Origin of the sequence: Diaphorobacter sp. (assembly GCF_050251835.1) — a bacterium.
GTDB lineage: Bacteria > Pseudomonadota > Gammaproteobacteria > Burkholderiales > Burkholderiaceae_C > JBFXIE01.
On record NZ_JBFWLZ010000012.1, the window covers coordinates 42588 to 62429 of the forward strand.

The window sequence follows — 19842 nt, forward strand, 5'->3', positions numbered from 1 at the left end:
TTTTTAATTGTTTTCAAACTGAGTACCCAATACTGCCATGAAAACCTCGGCACTCACCCACCAGATGTTCGATAATAGACATTACCTGTCGTTGTCATGCCTTTTGGTCGCAGCCACTTTGGCAGCCTGCGGTGGCGGCAACAGCGACGGCGAACAAATCGTCGAAAAGGCAAAGTCCACCTCCAATGGCCGCAAACCACCCAAGGGAACAACGTTCGAGCCTGTGGTCATCGTCCCTACAGAGCCGGCACCCACAGAACCCGCTCCTACGGAACCCGCACCCACTGAGCCCACTCCGACCGTGATTTCCACTGTGCCCGTGGCTCCAGCGCCCACCCCTGTTTCCACTGCGCCCTTCACTTGCGCTGCGGATGCAATCACTTGCGTCGAAGTCGCATCCACCGGCTCGCAGGTTCAATCGTCCGTGCCCGTCACCTTTGGGCAGCCATTCAAAGCGGGGGACTGGCAATTCAGCACCCAGGGCCTTGTCGCCAAGGTGGATGGCGCAGTTATCCCGCTGCAAACGGACGAGATCTCATCGCACCGCGACGGCTCGGCCCGCTTCGCCGTGCTGAGCGCCCAACTGAACAACCTGCAGCCCGGCCAGAGCAAAATCATCAACTTCTATACCGGCGCGAAAAGCACCAGCACCCCCAACGTTCCCGCAAATCCGGACTGGAATCTGGAACTGGAAGCCCAGGTATACGACTCGACCGGCGCCATAACCACCCTGGTTGCCCTGCCCCAGGCGGAGCTGGTCAAGCAGATCAGCAGCAATACAGGCAAACGACTGTCTGGTGGGGTGGCCAATGAGTACACCGTTGTGCTGCCCTTCAAAAACAAGGCTACGGGAGCCACGCACCCTCACCTGACGGCACGGCTGCACACCCGCATGGTGGACGGTGGCCAGCGTATCCGCACCGACGTGGTGATGGAAAACACCCGCACTTGGACAGCCAACCCCAGCAATATCACCTATTCATTCGCCGTGAAGCGCAACGGCAGCACCATCTACACCCAACCCAAGTTCACCCACTACCACCACGCCCGCTGGCACAAGGTGCTGTGGACGGGTGCCTCTGCCGAGCCGCAGGCATATGTGCGCCACAACATGCCTTACTTCATGGCGAGCAAGGCGGTGTGGAACTACAACCTTGCCCTGACGATTCCTGAATCGACACTCGCCAATGATGCTGCAGCGCTGGCCAAGGTTCGTACCGATCAGGCAGCACTGGGCCCCATGGCCAACCTTTTCCTGCAACCTTACTTCCCTATGACCGGCGGACGCAGCGAAATTGGCCCCTACCCAACCTGGACGGTCAAATACCTGCTGAGCCAAGATCCGCGTGCGTTTGAAATCATGATTGCAAACGCCTCTGCCGCAGCATCGGTGCCTGTGCACTACCGCGACGAGAGCACCGACCGCCCGATCGATCTGGACAAGTACCCCTACGTGTCGATGAACTCATCATGGTCCAACCCTGTATTGCCCCCAGTGACTAACGGCACGACGATCTGGGAAGCCGACATTGCGCACCAAGGTTCTTTCACCTACGTTCCTTACCTGGTGACCGGAGACGCGTTCTACCTGGATGAAATGACTTTCTGGACTGCCTGGAATGCAGCGGCACCCAACCCGACCTATCGCGGCGCAGGTCTGGGCCTGACTAAGGAAAACCAGGTGCGGGGCCAGGCATGGGCGATGCGCGCACTCGGCGAAACCTACCGTGCACTGCCGGACAACCATCCCAGCAAGGCTTACTTCGGCAGGCAACTGGAAGCCAACCTGGACTGGTATGTAAACGCCTATCCGCGCAACGCCAACGCGTCGCAGTTTTACTCCATGAACGCCATGCCAAAGTCTGACGACTGGACGCTGACTGGCCCGTGGCAGAACGACTACTTCGCAATTGTCTTTGCCCAATTGGCTGAAAACGGTGAATCCAAAGCAGCCGAAACGCTGAACTGGGTGAGCAAGTTCAATCTGGGCAGGTTCAATGCTGAAGCGGATGGCTTCTGTACGGCGTACGCAGCCGGTTACTACTTCAACGTTCAAAACGCAAACAGGGTTCCTTACGGCTCCTGGAGAGACCTGTTCCAAGCCAACTACCCCGGTACCACCTGCTCGTCATCGCTGGTCGTTGAAGGATATCCCGAGTGGGCAGGCGGCTATGCGGCATCTGCACGCGCCATGATGGCTGCAGCACATAATGCTGGCGTACCCGGCGCTGCAGAAACCTACGCAAAATGGCGCACCTGGACACCGAAGATGGATGCTGACTTTGTCAACAACCCCACTTGGGCGATTGTGCCCCGCCAGTAAGTCAATTCGACTCCATCAAGCCCCGCCCTGACGGGGCTTTTTTACGTCAGGATCCGTTGATTCTGTCGAAGAAATCAGCATCCACCCCTATCCAATACAGCCATCTCAATAGAGAAACTCATCCGCCAAATCATGCATCAGAGAATTGCGGGGAAAATTCGCATTCTTGTCAACACCAGCTCTGCGCCAAGTCTCGTTGTAAAGATGAAGAAATGACGCGCCGGCAACACTCTCTGCCGGCGACCTCAAAAGATCCTGCGGACAACGCCACCAGTCCACTGGATTGGCAAAGCCGGGAGGGTGAACCTTGAATCCATGATCAGGATAGATAGACTCAATTGCGGATATCAAGCGCGGCCCAAGTTCTCCCCACACAATCTTCTCTTTTGGAAAAGAGCTGGCATATCCAAAGGCCAAATCTACAATATTGCCCGCAGCTGGTACAGGGTTATAAATTACATTATTGCTAACAATTCTTCCATCAGGCCTTCGAAGTGCTTTTTTAGCCATTTTCTTTAATAAACTGGCTTGATCGCGCTCCGTCACAAGAAATGGAACAGCACCCAAAGCAGAAGGGGCGGATAATGCAACCACATCAGCATCAGCCCATAGCCCTCCTTGCGAATTAAGAACGGCGTAGCGAAACAAATCGCTAAACTGTGCCAAAGAGCCAGACTTTCCCCTGAACAGTCTATTTTCCGGAAGAACCTCTCTGGCATCTCGTACTTCCGCACCTGGCGGTGCATTGTCAAGCCCACCATAAGACCACAACAACGTGCGATATCCCTTGGAAACAAACGAATTGACTGATATTTTCTCGATCTTTGACAAGGACCCCGTAACCCAGAGCATGTGAACAATTAATTCAGCCACGATCATCCCCCAATGTGAATTTTCTGAAAAATCTTCCTCTTCAATACCAAAGCGCAAATCATCGCCAAATACGCAAATGATTTAACCACACGGTAGCGATGCCCAATAGAATGGGCAAACGCCTTATGCGCCACGGCAAGACTTCCTTGCCAATAATGCGAATAACCGTGATCAAAATAAACAGAACCCAGCCTCTGAGAAAACTGGTGGACAGACATGGTTTGACCATCACTCTGCGAAAGCCCCCACCTGAGTCGCGCCGATCTCAACAAAGAAGCAAGACCTGACTCACTCGCCAGCCTATGCATGGCACTGGCGGAATGAATTCTGTACAAGGCCACGGGGCCAGCAAGGGAATGCATCTGCATCAAACGGGAGGCTTTCAGCCAAAAATCATAATCCTCTGCCTGCCGCATGGACTCGTTGAACCCCCCTATTGATTCATATATCGATCGCCTGATGACCGCCGTATTCATTCCAACCAGCAAGCCATTCATCAAACGCAGATAAAGCCAACCTGATCGATCAGGGTCGCACCCAGTGTCGCGAGGCACAAAATTCATCAATTCAGTGGCAGGCCGAAAACTTCCGTTATCTTCGGGCAGCCACCGAATGAATCCTCCAAAAACCACCCCGACTTCGGGGTGGCTATCAAAATAATTGACTTGGGCTTCCAGTTTGCCCGGAAACCACACATCATCTGCATCCAGGAAAGCCATATACTTTCCGAGGGCTATACCCATGCCGACATTTCTGGCTCTGGAAACACCAAAGCCGGCAAGACGAATGACCTTGACTCTGGGATCCACACTCATCAGTCGCGTGTAATCATCGTCATCAGACCCGTCGTCCACGACAATCAACTCAAAATCTTGATAAGACTGGCTCAAAACACTTTGCACTGCCTGATCAATGTATTGTCGGCAGTTTTTAACCGGAATAATTACCGAAACAACAGGAGGGGCAATAGAAATAGTTTCTCTCATAAACTCACCCATTATCAAGGAATTATTCACCACCCTTTTAACGAAAAAGGCTGGATTTCACTTGAATTTCAGGGCATTTTTCCCCAAAAGCATGCCCAGAAGATAAAAAAAATCCATCAAACCCACAACTGCCCGTGAGTTTTTTTTCAAACGGCCACAGCAAGTTTCTGCCAGGAAAATAAATGTCCCGCGGAAAGCCTTGGAAAACCAATAACGAGGCACGCCAAAGGCATAAGGAACATCTTCCCTGCGACTATCGCCATTATCAATGCGTATGCCATTGGCCACACCTGACCAATAAGCCCATCGAAAGTGGTAACGCAGGGTCATTCTTTCCGAAGGAACAGAATGTAAGATGGAGAAAGCAGGATCGTAATAACCTCTTGCATGCGCTGCTTTGAGCCTCGTATGAAGATCACCGTCCTCCCCTCCGAGCAAGTTCCCGGCAGATCGTCCAAGATTGGTATTAAAACCGCCCAACTGGATCAACAAATCCGTTCGAGCAATGAAATTCCCCCCGCACAACTCTCCATCAAAATCATCATACGAGACCACTGCGTGGCTCAGCTCAATCCAGCCGAGGATGCCACGGTACTGTCCGGCATGCGCTGGCAGCCAGTCAGGCGGGGACTTCTCCCAGTCTGGCAGGCAAGGGCCACCGACATAATCAGCCTGTGCGCTTTCAATCCAGTGCATAGCCTGGATCAGCCAACGCCTATCCAACGCTTCATCGTCGTCGATAAATCCCACCCAGTCAGAGCTTGCTGCATTCAGGCCACGGTTGCAGGCATGTGAACGCCCCTGTTTTTTTTCAAACTCATACCTTAATTTTATTTTTTTCTGATAAGACTCAACCAGCTCCCGGTATCGCAAGCCATGGTCAGGCTGTGAGTTGTTATCAACCACGATCACCTCCACCATCATATCTTGAGGCAACTCGGCATCAGAAATGCTTTTCAGCGTTTTATCAATCTGATGGGAACGGTTATAGGTCGGTATGATGATCGAAAGGGATTTCTTCACATCTTCAGTCATCTGCGCACCCTCATTCGAATTTGCATCTCAAGCACAATCCGCAACAATTCATCCCTCACAGGAATATTCAGCATTAAATATCCTGACAAAGTCATGGCCGCGTAAAGCCCAGCGCCCAGCAGCAGTTTTAAAAAATAATTCCAGTCAGACATGATTTCTGCATGTAGAAAATAGTACCCTACAGCCACCGGAACCCATACCATCGCTGGTTTCAATGTGCTCTTCGTCCATTCCACGACATCAACACCAAGATAATGCGCGACAGACCATAAAAAAAACGGCATTGCTGCAATCTGCCCCAAAGCCAAGGCCATTGAAAAACTGACCATGGTGCCGTCATACAACAAGAAAACTGCCCCAAACTTTGCAAGCAAGGCGATGAATAACGGAGCAATGACCGCATGCGGCTTGCCTATTCCGGTGACAGCGTACCCTGCCATCAAAAATATGGTTGCAGCAGCGCACATCAGACTAAGCCACGGGATGACCACCACAGCTCCTAGCCACTGCGATCCGTACAACACACTGACTATTTCGTGAGCCATAATGGCTACCCAAGCCAATGCGGGCAACATCAGACAATTTACGATGGAGGAACTCTTCAGGTATTCTCTGGACAGATTACCGTGGGCATGATGGGTTTTTGCCATGTATGGCACGGCAAAAAAATAGATCGTCGGATGGATCACCAGACCCACTATATTCACTGTCGAATTAGCCCGACTAAACAAGCCGACATTGAACGCATTGCTTAATCGACCCAGAAGTATGTCTGGAAGCGCAGTATCAGCTGTTTTCATCAATGCAGAAACCAGGTTACCAGTGCCGAACCCCAGTATTTTTCGCCATCCATGGAAGGACGGCTTCCAGCGGAGACTTTGAGGCAGAACATAATTAAAGGCCAACCCGCTCACAATGATGTTTACCAAATTAGCCCAAGCCATTGTCATGTGTTTGGCACCGGCGAGCGCAAAACCTATTGACGCCACAAAATAGATAACCGTACTGACGGCTGTGACCCATGCGGATCTAGTGACATCCATCTCACGCATCAACAAGGCCTGGGGTATTGCGCCGAAAGGTATCAATAAAAACCCGGCAGCCAGCACCTTGACGACAGGCTCTACCGCTGGCTCTCCGTAAAAATCAACCCAAAAAGAAGCACTGAAGAACATCAGGAGGCCTGTGACTATCGAACACACAAATAACAGTCCGATAGCTCCGCTCAGTGTTTGATCGTTGATTTCTTTTTCCTGCTTCAAATATGCAGTCACACCGAAATCCCGGAATACATGCGCAATACCGATCAGCACGACACACATGGAAAATATTCCAACATCCGATGGCGTCAAAATACGAGCCAAAATAATGGTCAACACAAAATTTGCCAGTGTTGCAATATTACTCACCAAGAACTGCGCGGCAATCTTTCGCCTCAAGATTTTGGCTCCATTTTAGGTTTCTTTAAGGTCCAGCTTCTATACATAAACCGTCTTTCACAGCCTTGCCAACCGCTGCGCTTTTTTACTTGCACATCAGGCGCCATTGCATACGCTTTATAAAATGCAGACCGTGCCCTTTCAGGCCATACACCACAAGCCCTTTGTAAAAAAAGTGCTCCTCGGTTGAAAAATCGCGTTTGGCGGCGGTTTCTCCTTCGCCGCGGTCAATACAGGTCACACCCTCAGTTTGCGCGCTGCGCAAGATATGCCGATACAAGATGCGCCCCGGTGAATAACTGGCAAATCGATGGTCGTAAACCGGAAACCAGTAATGCAGAATTGGGCCACACTGAAGACCAAAATGTCCTGCTATCCACTTGCCACCGCATCGCAATACGCTGAGGCGGGCCAGGCAGTTGGGGTCACCGGATTCCAGCAAACGGATGAGCAAACGGACATTGACCTTGTCCAGCAATGGGCCGCTGTGGTGGCCGGTGCGCCGGTATTGCGCGCTCTTCAGTGCAATAAGACATTCAAGGTCTTGCATCGGGTTGGCCGACTGCATTTCAAACTGAAGGGGTCCGTGTTCGGCCGCCAGTTTTCGCTCGCGCCGCTCTGTGTCGCTGACCAGTTTTCTGTCGCGGTTGCGCAGCCATTCCCAGTGAGCCACGCCTCCATCGGCATGGATGCGGGTTCTGAGGCCTTTTCTGGGGTTGTCACCCGTCAACCCATGAATGCGCTGACTTTCGTCCAGATGGGTGAAGTAAAGGCACGGAATGCGGGCTGCGCGCAGTATTGCAGGCCAATCGAGTGCAACGCCTGGAAGCGCCAGCAAGCCGAAGTAGTCCGTCATCTGCCGACCGGCGGGTTCCCACAGACCCAGGCGGCCCGTCCAGCCGATGGCCCGCTGCAAGGGCATCAGGCCCACCAGCACATCGCCACGCGTGCAAAGCAACACTTCCACCGGGCCTAGCGTTTCGTTGACTGCCTCGGCATACGTGGGTGACAGGAAGGCCCAGCGCGAGGTGTCACTCTGGTTAAGCATGCGGCTCCAGTCCTGACGCTCGGCTGCGGTCAGTGCGGCAAATGGCTTGCGCTGGATTTGCAGGTCTTGGCGGCTCATATGGCTGGCACACTTTGCAGCGGCCGAAAAAACAGGAAAGTCGCCAAACGAGCGAAATCGATGCATCCTGCCTGGCAGGTCCAGGGGTTTTCAGGTAAGTGAATCCTGCCCAGCGCAGGCAACGATGCAGGCCAACGTGACAAATCCACCAACGTGGCATCGCTGGTGAAGATCCATTCAAAGCCGCATTGCCGGGCAGCGGTAACCAGTTCTGGCGACCAGGCGCCATGCGGGAAGGACATGCTCCTGAGCCCCTGCCCCAATTCGTCCAGCATGCGACGGCTGGCCAGCAATTCGGCCCGGGGGTCGGGCGACAGTGTCAAAGGGCTGTGCGTGTGTCCATGCCCTCCGATGGCCAACTGCGCGGGGATACGCGCCTGCAGGTCGTCCCGGCTCAGCATTTGCCTTTGCGCAACCTGCTGCTGCGCCCCGGGGGCGTGCCGCTGCAGCCAGGCCTGGCGGTCTGCCTGCGGCATGGCGCCCAGGTGGGCCGCCAAGGCTTGGCTGACGCTGCCTTCGGGCATATTGCCCCACCCGGCGGCGGCGCACAGACGGGCGGGCGCCCCTTGTTCGGCAAGTGCTGCAACCAGTGCGTCTTGCCACCAGCGCGGGGCGTCCAGCCCCACCACCTCGCTGGACACGAATAGCACCGCTGGCAGGTTGCGGCGGGCCAGCTCAGGGGCGGCGTGATCCAGCGTGTCGCGCCAGCCATCGTCAAAGGTGATCAGCATCGGGTTGGGGGGCAAAGGACGCTGCCCCTGGCGCGCAGCCTGCAGATCGTCCAGGCTGACCACGTTGTAGTGGCGCTGGACAAAGTCCAGCGTGCGCCGAAAGCCGTCCAGGGTGAAGGTGAACTCGCGCTCGGCCAGGGCAAAGGCCGGGTCATTGGCCGGCAGTACCCTGTGGAACATCAGCACCGTTAACACGCGGCGGTTGCGCCAGCGGTGCCAGGCGCCCAGAACGCCGCTGCGATAGAGGGCCCGCCTCATGGCGTTCTTCACGCTGACCATCGCGCTGGCCATCGCGCTCATGAGGCCACCTCCGGCACCTGCAACGGTTCGGTCATGAGATTGCGCACGAGCTGGTAGGTGACGTGCCAGTCGCGTTCGGCCCAGGGGGTGAAGCGCGGGATCTGAAAGGCAGAGGTGCGCCCATCGGCCACGCCCCAGTTGGTGGTGACGGCATAGCGATAACCGGCCTTTTTTACCGCATCCACATGCAGACGCGAAAAATCGGCATAGGGACGCCCGTTGGGGTAGGCAAACCCATGCACCCCGCCGCCCACGATGGACTGCAGACGCTCGCGCGCGCCACCGATCTCGCGCTCGACCTCCGTGCGGGAGCAGTAGTCCAGTATGGGGTGCATGGCCGTGTGGGCACCGATGTCAAAGCCCTGGCTGTGCAGGTCACGCAATTGCGCCTCGCTCATCACCGGAACCTGGGTGGCCTGCACGCCTGCCATGCCCTCTATTTGCTGAAGAATCTGTTCACGGCGGTGCAGCGTCAGGTATTTCAGCTCTTGTTCCAGCCGCTGTATCTGCTGGCGACGGTCTTGCGTGCTGGCTACAGACTGCGCCGGCAAAAATGGGATGCCCAGATCCAGCGTTGGCCCGGGTAGCTGGCGCACCGCAGCCAGGATGCGCTCATGCCACAGCGGCACGCCGTCAAACTGACCAGAGGTAATGAAGAACGTGGCGTGCAGGTTGCGCTGGCGCAGGGCCGGGGCTGCACCGGCCAGCCAGTCCGGGTAGCCATCGTCAAAGGTGATGCAAGCCGCCCTGCGCGGCAACTTGCCGGCGACCAGGCGCTTGATGGCTTCCTCCAGGGGCAGCACATTCAGCGCCGTGAACGTGTGATCCAGCAGGCGCTCGAAGCGCGCCATGCTCACATCGGCCGGCACCAGCGGGTCGCATTGATGGGGCACCTTGTGAAACAGAAAAACTGACAGCTTGTCTCTGGACAGCGATTGGAGGAGCAACTTGGAGATCATGGCCGCCCTCCGGTTTTGGCTACAGCCACGGCCCGCGTCACATGTAGCCGCAGAAGCTCCATCAGCATCACGATCATGTAGATCACCTCCAGGTAGGCCAGACTGACCGATGCGCCGCCCACCATATATGCCAGCACCGACAGCATCAGCATGTCGGCCATGTCGCGTGCCCATTGGTAGGTTTCGCCAAGCCTGGCGGTCATGCGCTTGATGCGGTAGCGGCTTGCAATGGAGCGCCAGAGGATGGTCAGGAAAAGACCCAGGCCCACAAAGCCCAGGTCGCCCATGACCTCAAAGTAGATGCTGTGCGCAGCCTTGGCGTTGAACGTTGGCACCGGCAGGTTCAAAAAGCCCAGCAGGCTCGGTGCCTCCTTGAAGGCATCCCAGATGTAATACACCTGCACGGCATGAAAACCGCCGCCGAAAACGGGGTTGCCCAGGGCGATGGCCGAGCTGACCTGCCAGGCAATCACCCGGCCCATGAATGAGCTGTCTTCGTCAGCCTCCTTGATGGTGGTCAACCGGCTGATGATGTCATCCGGCGCAAAGGCGAGAAAGCCCACGACGCCCGCCACCACCAGCGCCAGCGCCAGACCCTTGCGGCGTGTGGTCAACACCAGCCACAGGCCCACGACCGACACCGCAATGAAGCCGGCACGCGATCCGCCGCCCACAATGGCCACCACCACCGCACAGAACGCCCCCAGAAAGCCCAGCCGAATCAGGCGATTGGCGGTATGGGAATGCAAATAGAAAAACACCGGCAACACCACAGTCAGGGCAGCTGAGAGATGGTTGCGGTCTGCCAGCATGGTGCCGGCTGGGCCCTCCATGATGTGCCCCCCGGCCGAGGCCAGAGTCTTCAGGCCATTGAGCACACCATGAATGCCCAGACCCAGCCCGATGACGATGAGCACTGCATGAAAGTGCGCGCGCTCACGCACGAAAAAAGGCATGACGAGGCCAAACAGCAGGCCTTTGATCAGGATCTCGTAGTACTGATCGTTATGGGGATTGGCCGGATAGGCGAACAACCAGGCCAAAGTGGCGTGGGCGGCCAGCAGCAGGTACAGCAGCGTGACGGTATTGAACTGGTAGTCGCGCCAGCGCACGCGGCCCAGAAACAGCAGCAGCAAGGTCAGGATGGCGCACACATAGTGGATGCGCACACCCACCATGAAACCGTAAAAGTAGGTCGCGGGCGCCAGCAGGCCCGTCCAGCCCCACAACAGGTAAGCATTGAACGGACGCGCCAGCGCCAGCGGCAAGGCCGCCAGCAACATCAGGGCAAAAGCCAGATCACGCATGTGCAGTCACGATCGTGGGGGCGTTAGGGGTGGCTCAGCCTGGCCCGTCAGGCTTGTCATAACGAAAAAAACCCAGGTCGATGTCGGCCTCGTCCCGGCCCCTGAAAAGGCGCCAGCACAGGTAGAGCATGACGCACATATCGATCAACAGAATGAGGGCTTCCACTGCCTGTCTCCTTGGACTCTTGGTCAGCTGGCCGGAATGCGGCGGTTGATGATCTTCAATTCAATCTCTTTGCCCTGCGGGCGCTCAGCCACCTGCCCCTTGTTGCGGTAGATCACCAGCTCGGTCTCATGCGCCTTGTGGTTGGCCGGCGTGGCGATGCGCGCCACCTCTTCAAATTGCGCGCTGGTCATCACGCGCTCGAAGCGCTGCATGGCTTGCAGGTCGATCCAGAAGCCGGGCTGCATCACCACGTAGTGCACGCCGTTGGCGTTGATGGCATCGGCAATCTCCGCTTCAGTCAGGCCTTTCTGTTCCACGCCCAGCTCGCGCCGCACGGCCACGCCCAGCAACAGCTTGTCGGCGCGCATCACATGCAGGTCTCGCCGGTCTTCCCGGGCGCGCAGGTTGAACACGAAGGAGCCGTCGCGGTAACCCGAGAACATCACGGTGCTGCCCCGCGGCGCCAGGCGGGCTACTTCGGCGGCCGCGCGGGCATAGCCGTCCACAAAGTACACCGGGCGGGCCCAGGCGGTGAGGCTGGCGGTGGCCAGCACCAGCACCCCCAGGGCCCAGGTCTGCAAGCGCGCGGGCGACAGGGTTTGCAGCGCCAGCAGCGCGAAGAACACCACGCTGGGCAGCAAAAACACGCTGTGGCGGGCTTCCTTCAGATCAATCGACGAGAAGAACAGGTAGCCCACGGCAAAGCCCAGCCACCACAAGCCCAGGCCGGGCAGGCGCCGCCAGGCGGCCAGCGCCGCGCCCACCAGGGCCAGCGCCACCAGGGGCCAGCCCACCTGCGCGGGGATCTGCTGCAGGTACCACACCCAGCCCTGCCAGCTGGCGCGCGAGGCCACCGCGTCGGCCACGCCGGTCACCGACTGCACGTTGGCCTGACCGAACTTCAGCGTGAGCACCGCCAGTGGCACCAGGCCGACCACGGCCAGCGCAGCCACCCACCAGTGATGGTGGTTGCGCAGCACGGCCCAGCCATCGCGCTGGGCGATGAGCGCTGCGTACACCACGCCCATGTAGGCCACGCTGATCTTGGTGTACATGCCCAGCACCAGCAGCGCCGCACCCAGGTAGAGCCAGCGCACCGGCCCGCCGCGCAGGTAGGCCATCACCGCCACGGCGCTCCACACCACAAAGGCGAAGGCGGGCACTTCCAGCATCACCTGGCGGCCCCAGAAGGCCACCTCGGGCAGCCACAGCACCAGCACCGCAAAGGCCAGCGAGGGCGCGGCCGGCAGCCAGAAGCGCGCCAGGCGCCAGCAGCCCAGCCCCAGGGCCAGGTAATGCAGGGCCACCACAAGCAAGGCGGTCTCGTGCGACACGCCGAACACCGCGTAGAACGGCGCGCTGATCGCATAAAACAGCGGCGGGTAGAACAGGATGGTGAGCGCCGGATACTGCGCGTAGTAGCGGTAGGCGTAGCCGGCTGGGTCGTCCAGCGGCATGGCCTTGATGAGGTCCATGACGAACACGCCGTTGAGCGCGTGGCGCGGTGCGTCGCTCCAGTAAAACGCGCCGCCATGCGGCGCCTGGGCAAACAGCAGCGCCAGGCTCAGTAGCACCAGCGCCCAGGCCAGCAGGCGCTCGCGGCCGGCGATGATGGGCATGGCGTCAGGGTGCGGCATGGATCACCTCACGGAACAACCGCAGTTGGCCCTGCGTGGTGGCCTCCCACGAGAAAGTCTCGGCATGGGCCCGGGTGGCAGCCCGCGTGGGCAACTGGCGGTGCAGCTGCTCCCAGGCGGCGGCCAGGCCCGCGGCGTCGCGCCGGGCCATCAGCACGCCTGCGGCGGGGGTGCTGACCACCTCGGGCGTGCCCCAGATGTTGGTGGCCAGCACCGGCGTGCCGCAGGCCATGGCCTCCAGTAGCACGTTGGCCCAGCCTTCGCGGCTGCTGCACAGGGCCAGTGCGTCGGCCGCGCTGTACCACCACTTCAAGTCGGCCTGCGGCACCACACCCACCCAGCGCACGCGCTCGGCTACGTTCAGCTTTGTCGCCAGTGCTTTAAGGGCGCCCTCTTGCGGGCCGCCACCGGCAATGAGCAGTGTCACCCCGGGCAGGCGCGGCAAGGCTTCGATGGCAACGTGGTGGCCTTTGCGCTCAATCAAGTGCCCCACTGACAACAGATAGCGCCCATCCAGCGGCAGGCCCAGGCGCTGGCGGGCCTGGGTGCGGTCTTCGGGCACGAAGCGCTCCAGATCAACGCCGTTGCGCAGGGTATGCAGCTTGCTGCGGTCGGCGCCCAGGTCGCCCAGGGTGTCCATCAGCGCCTGGCACACGCCGATGGACGCCCGGGCCTGCGCAGCGGCTTGCAAGATCAGCTTGCGCGCAAAGGGGTATTGCGGGATCAGGTTCAGATCGGTGCCGCGCGCCGTCACCACCAGCGGCTTGCCCAGCCACCTGGCCAGCAGGCCGGCGGCCACGCCGTCGGGGTAGTAGTAATGGGCGTCGATGAGGTCAGGGTCAAAGCCCTCGCGCTGCAGGCGGCGCACGGTGCGCAACGCGCCCAGGGCCATGGCGTACGGGGCCAGGTTCATGCCCACCTTGGGCAGCAGCAGGTAGCGCGGGTGATAGACCTGCACGCCACTTCGCTCCTCGTGGCGCGGCGTGGCGGCAAACCGGGCGTACTCGCCAAAGCGCTCGGCCCGGAAGGGAAACCACGGCACAGGCGCAATCACCCGGGCCTGCACCTGGCCCGTCTTGATCAGTTCGCAAAGGCGCGTTTCCACAAAGATGCCGTGGATGGGCCGGGCTGCGCTGGGGTAGAGGGTGGAAAACAGCAGCACCTTCATGCGCGGCCTCCCACCAGGCTGAGCGCCTTGCGCGCGTTGCCCTGCCAGGTCAGTTCCAGCCGGTCGATGGTGTCGGCCGCGGCCTGGGCCAGGCGGTTGCGCAAGGCGCCGTCACGGCAGAGGCGATCCAGGGCATTTTCCAGCGCGCCCGCCTCGGCTTCGTTGAACAGCAGTGCGTTGACACCGTCGGTCAGCACCTCTTGCAGATTGGGCGTGGCCGGGGCCACGACGGACTTGCCCAGCACCAGGTATTCCATCAGCTTGAGCGGCGATGCATAGGGCGTGACGGCGGGCTGCAGCGCCACGTCGAACGCTGCCACATAGGCGGGCACCAGATCGCGGTGGATCACGCCGGTAAAGGTGACGCGATCGGCCAGGCCCAGTTGCCGGGCCTGGGCTTGCAGCTCGGCGCGCACCGGGCCGTCGCCCACCACCAGCAGGTGCGTGTTGTCGGGAGCGCCAGGGCGGGCCATCCAGGCCACGATGCGATCCACCCCATGCCAGTCGCGTACAAAGCCGGTAAAGCCCAGCACCACCCGGCCCTGCAGACCCAGGCGGGCCTTGGCGTCATCGGGACGGGGGGCGTGGGCAAAGTGGGCGCGATTGATGCCGTTGGGAATGACGTGAATGCGCTCGGCCGGCACGCCATAGGCGCGCACATGCCCCGCCAGCACCGCAGTGACCGGCAGCACCGCGTCGGCGCCGCGCCAGGCCGTGCCCTCGGCCCATCGGGCCAGGGCTTTGAGCGCCAGGCCGCCGCTGTGCTGTGATCGCTCCAGGACCAGCGGGGCGTTCACTTCCAGCAGCAAGGGCACGCCCAGTCGGCGCTTGGCCATGAGGCCGGCCAGCAGGAACAGGTTGTAACGCTCGTAGATCAGGTCGGGTTTGAACTCGCGCGCGGCGGCCATGAGCTTGCGGTACGCCACCAGGCTGTAAGCCAGTTCCATCAGTTCATAGACCGCCTTGGGCAACACGGCCTTGAGACGGTGCACCCAGCCCACGCCGCCGCCCATCTGGCCCTGGCCCTGGTCGGCCAGGGGCGCCACCACACGCACCTCATGACCGAGCGCGCGCATAGCGTCGATCATTTCCTCGATGTGCACGGCCTGCCCGTCTTTGGAGGCCGTGCGGTGGTGGTAGAGGATGCGCATGTCAGGCGTTGATGGGGTCTGCGAACGGATCGAAGAGTTGTTGGTACTGGCGCAGCATGCCGCGCAAGCCAAAGCGCTGCACTGCCTCATCGCGCGCGGCCCGGCCCTGGCGCGCGGCATCGCCGGGGCAGCTGAAGGCCTGCACCAGGGCCCGCGCCAGGGCGACCTCGTCATCCGGCGCCACCAGATGGCCGGTGACGCCCTCGCGCACCAGATCGGGGGTGCCGCCCACGGCGGTGGCCACCACGGGCAGGCCGCAGGCCATGGCCTCCTGCAGGGTGCACGAGGTGCCTTCGGCCTGCGAGGGCAGCACGAACAGGTCGAGCGATCGCAGCACGTCGGCCACGTCGTGGCGGGCGCCGGGCAGCCAGGCAAGATCGGCCATGCCGGCCCCGGCCAGGACCTGCTCCACCTCGGCGCGCAGCGGGCCTTCGCCCACGATGACCAGGCGCGCCGTGTCGCGCATGGCGGGGTTCTCGCGCAGGGCGCGCACGAAGGCGCGGGCCAGCAGGGGCTGGTTTTTCACGGTCTGCAGGCGGCCCACGGTGCCCACCAGCCAGTGCCAGCCGGGCTGGAAGGGGCAACCGGGCACGGCCTGGCGCGCGCCGTGGGCGGGTGCAAAGGTGTCGGTGTCCACCCCGTTGGCGATCAGGCTGCGCCTGCGCGGCGGCACGCCGACGGCAAGACCCAGGTAGTCATCCAGGTCGCGCGAGACGGCGACGTAGTGGCTCACAAAAGGCCGATACAGGCGGCGCAGGCGCTGGTAGCGCGGGTTGCGGCCGTGGGGGTCATGCGCGTCCCAGCCATGCTCGGCATGCACACGCAGCGGCACGCGCGCCAGCCAGGCCAGGGGCACCACCTCCAGCGCCGCCAGGTTGCAGGTGTGCAGCACCTGGGGGCGCAGCTGGCGCAGCTGGCGGTACAGCCGGGGGTACAGGGCAATGGCATGGCCCGGGGGTTTGTGCAGCGCAATGAAGCGCACATCCGGGTGCACGATGCGCTGGCGGAACTCGCTCACGGTCGTGAGGGCCAGCACCACATGCTCAAAACGGGCGGCCGGCAGGCGATTGATGAGCTGCACGATGACGTTCTCCAGCCCGCCCACCCCAAAGCCATAGACCACATGCACGATGCGGATGCGGTCTGCCTCAGCCATTGGATGTGTCCCCCGCGTTCAGGCGCAAAAACGCCTCGAACATCAGCAGCATCCACAGCGCGGTGGCATGGTCGCGCAAGCCGCTGTTGTGCTCATCGACCAGGCGGTCAATGGCGGCGGTGTTGAAGTAGCCGCAGCCACGCATATGCGGGCCCAGCAGTGCCTGGCGCACACGGACTTTCAGGGGGCCGCGCAACCAGCTGGCCAGCGGTACCGAAAAGCCCATCTTCGGGCGGTACAGCACGTCGCGCGGCAGCAAAGGCTCGTAAGCCTGCTTGAAGATGAGCTTGCCCTGCCCGCCCCGGATCTTGAAGTCGCTGGGCAGCGTGGCCAGCCATTCCACCAGCTGGTGGTCCATCAGCGGCTCGCGCACTTCCAGCGCATGGGCCATGCTGGCACGGTCCACCTTGGTGTTGATGTCGCCCACGAGCCAGGTTTTGTAGTCCAGGTACTGGATCAGGGCCAGCGGGTCGTCCGTCTGCGCCTGCGCGGCATGGTGGCGAAACACCTCAAGTGCCGCATAGCCCCCCAGGCTGCGCTGAAAGGCTGGCGAAAACAGCGCGCGGCGCTCATCGCTGCGCAACTGCGACATGCTGTGGCAGTAGGCCTGCACGCTGTCCATGGACAGCGCCTGGAAAGTGGTCTTGGCGCGCAGCGAGCGCGGCGCCCAGTCGGCCTTGGGGTACCAGCGCCCCAGCGGGCCGAACATGCTGCGGCGCAGGGCCAGGGGCAGGCGCCCGCGCACGGCTTCTTCGCCCAGATGCATGCGGTAGCGCCGGTAGCCGCCCAGGCTCTCGTCGCCGCCATCGCCCGACAACGCCACGGTGACATGCTGGCGCGCCATCTGACACACGCGATAGGTGGGCAGCGCCGAGCTGTCGGCAAACGGCTCGTCGTACAGCCAGGCCAGCGTGTCGATCAGGTCGAAGTCGTCGCCCTTGACGATGTCCAGCCGGTGGTCTGTCTGGTAGCGGTCTGCCACCTGCTGCGCAAACCGGGTCTCGTCAAACCGGGGGTCGTCAAAACCGATGGAGCAGGTGTGCACCGGCGCTGCCGACAAACCCGCCATGGTGGCCACCACCGCGCTGGAGTCCACGCCGCCCGACAGGAAGGCGCCCAGCGGCACGTCGGCCACCATGCGCAGGCGCACCGACTCGCGCACGCGCTCGAGCAGCTCGGCTTGCGCGTCTTTCAGGGCGATGGGATTGGCGTTGGTGAAGCGCACATCCCAGTAGGCGCGCGGCTGCGGCCTGCCGGCTGCGCCACGGCGCAGCGTGAGGGTGTGGCCGGCGGGCAGCTTGTGGGCGTTTTGGTAGATGCAGCGCGGGTCGGGGATGTAGCCAAGCGCAAAATACTCCTCCACCGCCAGCGGGTCGATGGCGCGCGCAAAGCCGGGGTGGGCGGTGAGCACCTTGAGTTCGGAGCCGAAGATGAAACTGCCGTCTGGCAACCACGCGTAGTGCATGGGCTTGACGCCCATGCGGTCGCGCGCCAGAAACAGCGTCTGCATGCTGCGATCCCACAGGGCAAAGGCAAACATGCCGCGCAGCCGATGCACGCAGTCCTCGCCCCAGGCGGACCAGGCGTGCACGATCACCTCGGTGTCGCTGCGCGTCCTGAACAGGTAGCCCATGGACTTGAGCTGCGCCATCAACTCCTGGTAGTTGTAAATCTCGCCATTGAACACCACGCCCACGCTGCCGTCCTGATTGAAAAGAGGCTGGCTTCCCGTGGCCAGGTCAATGACCGACAGGCGCCGGTGGCCCAGGGCCAGGCCGGGTTCCAGGTGCACATGGCTTTCATCGGGACCGCGGTGGGACTGGGTGTTGTTGACGCGCAAGATCAAATCGCGCTCGATGGCGCGCTCTCCCGTCGTGTCAAAAATGCCGGAAATGCCGCACATGCTCAGTCACGCCCCCGGGTTTGCTGCAGCGCCTGCACCAGGGCGCCGGCCTGGCTGTCCAGGTAGGACTGCAATAGCGCCGCTGCGTCGGCTTCGGCCTCCGGGGTGTCGGACAACGGCGTATAGATCACGACAATGGCTCCGTCGTCGCCCCAGCCAGTGAGGCGCCCCAGGGCGCCCTGGATCTTGCCGGCGTAGTCGCTGGCGGTGAAGCGGCCGCGCACCCAGTAAAAGCGCCACACCAGCAGCCGCTGGCCCGCGCCCGTCAGCCCTGGGGCTTGCTGACGCAGCACGGCGCTGCTCACGCCCAGGGGCTGCCCTTGCATCTGCACCTGCGCCGTGCCCCCGGCCACGCGCGACCAGACCGGGTCCGTGCTGTGCACCAGCATGTTTTCTGAGCTGACAAGCTTGCGCTCGTAGTTTTGCTGGCGGTAGTAGCTCACATGCAGCCCCACTGGCTTGCCCTGGCCATCTGCCAGTCCCATGTGTAAATCGGCGGAGGGGTTCTGGAAGGCGGGCGTCCACACGCTGGGCGGCATGGGCGTTGCGCGCCAGGGCGGCACGGCAACCGGTGTTGCCAGTTGGACGGGTGCCGTCTGCGCAGACCGATTCATGATGGACAGCACCCCATGCGGCGCCAGCACCACCGCCACAACCAAGGCCATTGCCGCCCATGGCCACCGGCTTTGCGCGGTGTACTGCAGTTTCTGCACCAGGCCTTCGCGCACCGCTGCGCCGGCCTGCGGCATCGGATCCACCCACCGGGCGCCGATGGCGAACATGATGCCAATCACCAATCCAAAGAAAAGCCAGCCGTAGATCAGGTGATCCACCCCGGTCGCCAGGGTGTTGCCCGAGAGATGGCCCAGCATCACGATGAGATAGGCACGCAGCCAGTTGGCTACCAGCGGGACGGCGATGGCCACGCCGATGAAAATCAGGCGCTTGCGCATGCTTTGGTAGCTGAGATAGGAAAAAAGGCAGCCCACCGTCACCGAAGCGATCAGGTAGCGAATGCCGCTGCAGGCTTCCACGACGGACCAACGCCCGGTCGGAATGACAAATTGCAGGCCTTCGCGATAGACCGGGATGCCGGTCAGGCGCAGCGCCAGCACTGTGAAGTCGGCCGTCCACTCCATCAGGCGCGGCATCAGAAAATCACCCATGGGCACCGCAAAAAACAGGAACGCCAAAGGAAATGTCAGGGCCTGGGCAACGCGCCATCCCAGCACGGCGGGCACCGCCAGCACGATAAGCATCATGAGCGCGAGCTGGGTTGCAGCATTCACCGCCACCAGGTCCCCGGCCAGCCACAGCGCTGCCGCACCCGCCATGAAAAGCCAGGCCCAGCGCCCCGGGCGCGGCACCATGGAGGCCAGCACGGCCCGTTGACGCCACACCAGCCACAAGGATATGAGCGGCACCACAAACCCGTGGGCATAGGTTTCTGAGCGCATCCAGATCATGGCCATACCCACGGCAGACCGCCAATACACCACCAGAATCGCCACCAGCAACAGCGACAAGACCATCAGCGCAGGCCGCCAGGCGTCAGCAGTACGTGTGCCAGGGCTTGTCATGC

The 19842-nt window shown here is 61.0% G+C and carries 16 protein-coding genes; 1 reads left to right on the forward strand and 15 read right to left on the reverse strand.

Features of this window, described 5'->3' with window-relative positions; translation table 11 throughout:
- Window positions 1-37: 37 nt before the first annotated feature.
- Complete coding sequence (locus AB7E35_RS06350; protein ID WP_428162287.1) at window positions 38-2323, forward strand: hypothetical protein; 2286 nt, start codon at window positions 38-40, stop codon at window positions 2321-2323.
- 105 nt (window positions 2324-2428) lie between these two features.
- On the opposite strand, the gene AB7E35_RS06355 is transcribed toward AB7E35_RS06350, so the two are convergent.
- The 15 genes from AB7E35_RS06355 to xrtA form a co-directional block, all read right to left on the reverse strand.
- Window positions 2429-3253 (reverse strand): hypothetical protein, encoded by an 825-nt coding sequence (locus AB7E35_RS06355; protein WP_428167250.1) that lies wholly within the window; start codon window positions 3251-3253, stop codon window positions 2429-2431.
- Window positions 3199-4212 carry a glycosyltransferase gene (locus AB7E35_RS06360; protein ID WP_428167251.1) on the reverse strand — a complete coding sequence of 338 codons (1014 nt, stop codon included), beginning with the start codon at window positions 4210-4212 and terminating at the stop codon, window positions 3199-3201. The genes AB7E35_RS06355 and AB7E35_RS06360 overlap by 55 nt, the downstream gene beginning before the upstream one ends.
- A gap of 27 nt (window positions 4213-4239) precedes the next feature.
- Window positions 4240-5217, reverse strand: coding sequence for a glycosyltransferase (locus AB7E35_RS06365; RefSeq protein WP_428167252.1), 978 nt, complete (start codon window positions 5215-5217; stop codon window positions 4240-4242).
- Window positions 5214-6656, reverse strand: a complete 1443-nt coding sequence (locus tag AB7E35_RS06370; protein WP_428162291.1) for an oligosaccharide flippase family protein — start codon at window positions 6654-6656, stop codon at window positions 5214-5216. Before AB7E35_RS06370 ends, AB7E35_RS06365 begins: the two co-directional genes overlap by 4 nt.
- Before the next feature lie 85 nt (window positions 6657-6741).
- Window positions 6742-7782 (reverse strand): GNAT family N-acetyltransferase, encoded by a 1041-nt coding sequence (locus AB7E35_RS06375; RefSeq protein ID WP_428162292.1) that lies wholly within the window; start codon window positions 7780-7782, stop codon window positions 6742-6744.
- On the reverse strand, window positions 7779-8813 hold the full coding sequence (locus tag AB7E35_RS06380) for a polysaccharide deacetylase family protein (RefSeq protein WP_428167253.1): 1035 nt from the start codon (window positions 8811-8813) through the stop codon (window positions 7779-7781). The genes AB7E35_RS06375 and AB7E35_RS06380 overlap by 4 nt, the downstream gene beginning before the upstream one ends.
- Entirely contained in the window at window positions 8810-9772 is a 963-nt protein-coding gene (locus tag AB7E35_RS06385) for a polysaccharide deacetylase family protein (RefSeq protein WP_428162294.1), read from the reverse strand. The genes AB7E35_RS06380 and AB7E35_RS06385 overlap by 4 nt, the downstream gene beginning before the upstream one ends.
- Window positions 9769-11079 (reverse strand): putative O-glycosylation ligase, exosortase A system-associated, encoded by a 1311-nt coding sequence (locus AB7E35_RS06390; RefSeq protein WP_428162295.1) that lies wholly within the window; start codon window positions 11077-11079, stop codon window positions 9769-9771. The genes AB7E35_RS06385 and AB7E35_RS06390 overlap by 4 nt, the downstream gene beginning before the upstream one ends.
- Window positions 11080-11113: 34 nt before the next feature.
- Complete coding sequence (locus AB7E35_RS06395) at window positions 11114-11245, reverse strand: hypothetical protein (RefSeq protein ID WP_428162296.1); 132 nt, start codon at window positions 11243-11245, stop codon at window positions 11114-11116.
- Window positions 11246-11268: 23 nt separating this feature from the next.
- Window positions 11269-12882: an ArnT family glycosyltransferase gene (locus AB7E35_RS06400; protein ID WP_428167254.1), complete on the reverse strand. Its 1614-nt coding sequence runs from the start codon at window positions 12880-12882 to the stop codon at window positions 11269-11271.
- Complete coding sequence (locus AB7E35_RS06405) at window positions 12869-14050, reverse strand: glycosyltransferase family 4 protein (RefSeq protein ID WP_428162298.1); 1182 nt, start codon at window positions 14048-14050, stop codon at window positions 12869-12871. Before AB7E35_RS06405 ends, AB7E35_RS06400 begins: the two co-directional genes overlap by 14 nt.
- Complete coding sequence (locus tag AB7E35_RS06410; protein WP_428162299.1) at window positions 14047-15201, reverse strand: glycosyltransferase family 4 protein; 1155 nt, start codon at window positions 15199-15201, stop codon at window positions 14047-14049. Before AB7E35_RS06410 ends, AB7E35_RS06405 begins: the two co-directional genes overlap by 4 nt.
- A gap of 1 nt (window position 15202) precedes the next feature.
- On the reverse strand, window positions 15203-16357 hold the full coding sequence (locus tag AB7E35_RS06415; protein WP_428162300.1) for a TIGR03088 family PEP-CTERM/XrtA system glycosyltransferase: 1155 nt from the start codon (window positions 16355-16357) through the stop codon (window positions 15203-15205).
- Window positions 16350-18260 carry an XrtA/PEP-CTERM system amidotransferase gene (locus tag AB7E35_RS06420; RefSeq protein ID WP_428162301.1) on the reverse strand — a complete coding sequence of 637 codons (1911 nt, stop codon included), beginning with the start codon at window positions 18258-18260 and terminating at the stop codon, window positions 16350-16352. The genes AB7E35_RS06415 and AB7E35_RS06420 overlap by 8 nt, the downstream gene beginning before the upstream one ends.
- Window positions 18261-18262: 2 nt before the next feature.
- Window positions 18263-19840, reverse strand: a complete 1578-nt coding sequence (xrtA, locus tag AB7E35_RS06425) for an exosortase A (protein WP_428167255.1) — start codon at window positions 19838-19840, stop codon at window positions 18263-18265.
- Window positions 19841-19842: the final 2 nt, after the last annotated feature.